Source organism: Wolbachia endosymbiont of Wuchereria bancrofti (assembly GCF_002204235.2).
Taxonomy (GTDB): domain Bacteria; phylum Pseudomonadota; class Alphaproteobacteria; order Rickettsiales; family Anaplasmataceae; genus Wolbachia.
Window position 1 is genome coordinate 1 of record NZ_NJBR02000083.1, and the last position, 3658, is coordinate 3658.

3 protein-coding genes and 1 tRNA gene are annotated in these 3658 nt (G+C 37.1%); 1 reads left to right on the forward strand and 3 read right to left on the reverse strand.

Translation table 11 applies throughout. The annotated features are described in order from the left end of the window. Positions 1-512: 512 nt before the first annotated feature. The 3 genes from iscX to rpsD all read right to left on the reverse strand — a co-directional run bounded on the left by iscX (position 513) and on the right by rpsD (position 1445). Positions 513-707 carry a Fe-S cluster assembly protein IscX gene (gene iscX / locus CCY16_RS04220; RefSeq protein ID WP_088415196.1) on the reverse strand — a complete coding sequence of 65 codons (195 nt, stop codon included), beginning with the start codon at positions 705-707 and terminating at the stop codon, positions 513-515. 27 nt (positions 708-734) lie between these two features. Further along, positions 735-821, reverse strand: a tRNA-Leu gene (locus tag CCY16_RS04225). Between the two features lie 9 nt (positions 822-830). Continuing rightward, a complete protein-coding gene (gene rpsD / locus CCY16_RS04230) occupies positions 831-1445 on the reverse strand; it encodes a 30S ribosomal protein S4 (RefSeq protein WP_088415200.1) in 615 nt (204 codons plus the stop codon). 113 nt (positions 1446-1558) lie between these two features. Here rpsD and tkt point away from each other — a divergent pair, with 113 nt between their 5' ends. Then, on the forward strand, positions 1559-3541 hold the full coding sequence (gene tkt, locus CCY16_RS04235) for a transketolase (protein WP_088415198.1): 1983 nt from the start codon (positions 1559-1561) through the stop codon (positions 3539-3541). Positions 3542-3658 lie beyond the last annotated feature (117 nt).

Consider the following 3658-nt stretch of genomic DNA (forward strand, 5'->3'; position numbering starts at 1 on the left):
GAGAAAGTTTATATTCTCTATGTTAGTGAGTGTTCTTGCTGTCATTCCAGTGCCCCGACATTGGGATTCAACACACTGGAATGGCGATTCCTCATCATACTCCACAGTATCTTTGGATCACGCTAAGGAACGACGGTAGCTACAAATATTTAAGAAATTTGCTAATAGAAAAAAAGGCAAAAAAACCCTACAGTAACTAGTTACTAACTCCTTATTTTAAATTTGATGTTGGTTGATGTCTTAAACGCTCCATAAGCGTGCTTCAGCTTATATAGGTAAGAACTTAGAAATTTTATAAAGACATACGGTGTATATAGTGCGAAAAATTAAATAATAGTACGCCAAATATAAGATCTTCTTATCATTTTAATCTGCACAAATTAGGAAGGTTATATAAAATAACCCCACTGCTAGGATAAGACTGGTAAAGCTTGTCAAGTAGCTTTTTGTATTTCTGTGAGCTACTTGAATGACACATTATACTGCTTAATAGTGGTAGCTCTTTCTTATTGTTAAGATCTTTCCTCAATCCAAGCTGCTTGAATGGCTTCGAGTATTTTTTCATTACAACGCTTTTCATCATCACTAAACCCCTCTAAATTTAAGATCTTTTCCTTAAGTTCGGTAAATCTAATGTTAATTATATCCTCACCTGGAAATTTCTCTTCTAAAGCTTCTGCGATGTTCTCTATATCAAGCCATTTCATATTTTTTGTGTTTTCTGATAATTAAATTGGTGCCCATGGGGAGACTTGAACTCCCAAGGTCGCAAGACCCACGGATTTTAAGTCCGCTGCGTCTACCGATTCCGCCACACGGGCTCTTTTTATTCATCTAGAGTAGAACTCTACTACTAAATTGACTTCCATGTCCGCTGAGTAAGGAACCTCGGAATATTGAGGTACTCTTAAATACTTTACTGAATACTCTTTACTGTCTGCTTCTAAGTAATCCGGAGCCTTGCGCTCTTGTTTTTGTACAGCTTCTACTATTACAGGGATTTTTGCTGCCCTTTCTCTTATTTTTACTATATCACCTGGTTTTACTCGATAACTTGGTATATTAACAATCTTATCATTAACTGTAACATGTTTATGAGATATGAGCTGTTTTGCTGAATAAATCGTTGGCACGAGGCCAGAGTGGTATAAAACAGAACTTAACCTTGATTCTAAGATACCAATAAAATTATCAGCTGTATAACCTTTCCTGTTATAAGCATCTAAAAATATACGCCTAAGCTGCTTACTTGAAATTGCATAGTAAAACTTAAACTTCTTATGTGCAGCAAACTGCTTACCAAAATCAGACAACCTTTTGAACCCAAGAATACCACGCTGGCCTGGAGGATATTTCCTTTTGTTTACCGGATCTTTTGCTCTACCCCATAAATTTATACCAAGCCTACGGCTGATTCTATACTTTCTATTGATAACAGTTGTCATATAAAAACTCTCACAATCTAACTCTAGATTATTAAGGATTTTAGCATTGAGTGTCAACTTGTTTTTACCAGTATAATTTCTTATACTTCACTTTTAAGTTTTCCTATTAACGTATGAATCATTTACCTTTAGAATCCATGGCAAGTGCCATCCGCTTTTTATCAATTGATGCAGTACAAAAAGCGAGCTCTGGGCACCCAGGCATGCCACTTGGAATGGCAGATGTTGCAGCTGTACTATTTGCTCAGTACCTAAATCACAACCCTGATGATCCTAAATGGGTTAATAGAGACCGTTTCGTTCTATCAAACGGCCATGGTTCAATGTTGTTATACTCCATATTATATTTGACAGGTTATATTAGTATAGATGAGCTGAAAAACTTCAGGCAACTCACATCTAAAACTCCAGGTCATCCAGAATTTGGCTTGACTCCTGGGGTAGAAGCAACAACAGGTCCATTAGGGCAGGGGTTTGCTGTCGCTGTTGGCATGGCACTTGCTGAATCGATACTTAAAAATCAGTTTGGAATTAATCACTACACTTATGTAATGTTAGGAGATGGTTGCCTCATGGAAGGAATAAGCCATGAAGCAGCATCACTTGCTGGACATCTAAAATTGAATAAGTTGATAGCCCTTTTCGACGATAATAACATCTCTATAGATGGTGCTACTCACCTCTCTTGCTCTGATGATGCGGAAAAGCGTTTTTCAGCGTATGGGTGGAATGTTAACAAAATTGATGGCCATGATTTTAATTCTATATCCCTTGCAATAGAACAAGCGCAAAAGTCTGACAAACCTACATTGATCTGCTGCAAGACCATCATTGGAAAGTTCTCAAACCGTGCAGGCGCTTCTTCCGCCCATAGTGGTGCTTTTACGGAGGAAGATATAAAACAGATGAGGGAGAAATTAAACTGGAATTATGTGCCATTCCATGTGCCAAAAGATGTGAAAAATGCTTGGATGGAAACAGTTGAGAGAGCAAAACAAAATTACAATTCAGTGTCATTCCAGTGCCAAGCACTGGAATCCAGTGAAAATAAAGAACTTCAAAGACGGCTAGATAAACGCTTACCAGATAATATTGATGATGATTTAGCTAACTTAAAGAAACAAATACATGAAACAATGCCAAATGAAGCTACAAGGTCTTCTTTTGGCAAGGTAATGGAGCTTTTAACTGAGTCTATGCCGGAATTAATTGGCGGATCTGCTGATCTTACTGGATCAAATTGTACTAAATATAAGCATATGAAAGTAATAGATAATAATAACTATAGTGGTTCTTACGTCCATTATGGAGTGAGAGAGCATGCTATGGCAGCTTGTATGAATGGAATGGCTCTTCATGGTGGAATTCTTCCTTATGGTGGCACTTTTTTGGTATTTTCTGACTATTGTCGTCCTGCTATACGTCTTTCAGCTTTAATGAAACAGCAGGTTATATATGTAATGACTCATGATTCAATTGGAATAGGAGAAGACGGCCCAACTCACCAGCCGATAGAGCATTTAGCTTCTTTACGCACTGTACCAAACTTATATGTCTTTAGGCCAACTGATGCAATTGAAACTCTGGAGTGTATTAGCATTGCATTGAAAAAAAAAGAGTCACCTGCACTGTTTGCGCTTTCAAGGCAAAATTTGGGCTACATGCGCAAATTCCACTTTGATGTTGATCAATCCACCAACCTATCAAAGTCTGGTGCATATGTTGTGTGTGAATACTCAGAGAAGCTAGAAGTGACAATATTTGCAACCGGATCTGAAGTTGAGATTGCAGTTGAGACAAGAAAGAAATTGCAGGAAAAAGGTATAGGTACAAGGGTTGTTTCTATGCCATGCTGGAGACTTTTTGATGAGCAAAGCGATGAATACAAAGATGCAATATTAAATAACGACAGCATTAAAGTTGCAATTGAAGCTGGAAGTGAAATGGGTTGGCATAAATATATAGGTTCAAACGGTATATTTATCGGTATGAAAAGCTTTGGAGAATCAGCACCTTATAAAAGGCTTTATGAGCATTTTAATATCAATACCGATTATGTAGTAAAATGCGTGTGTGAGAAACTGGTTTATATCTAAACCATGAGGGCTACAAAAAACTACTTGACAAACTTCGCCAGCCTTCTTATTATAATACTGAAGTTAATTATTATCTTCTCTGTACAGATTAAATGACAAAAAAACTTAATGTATCTT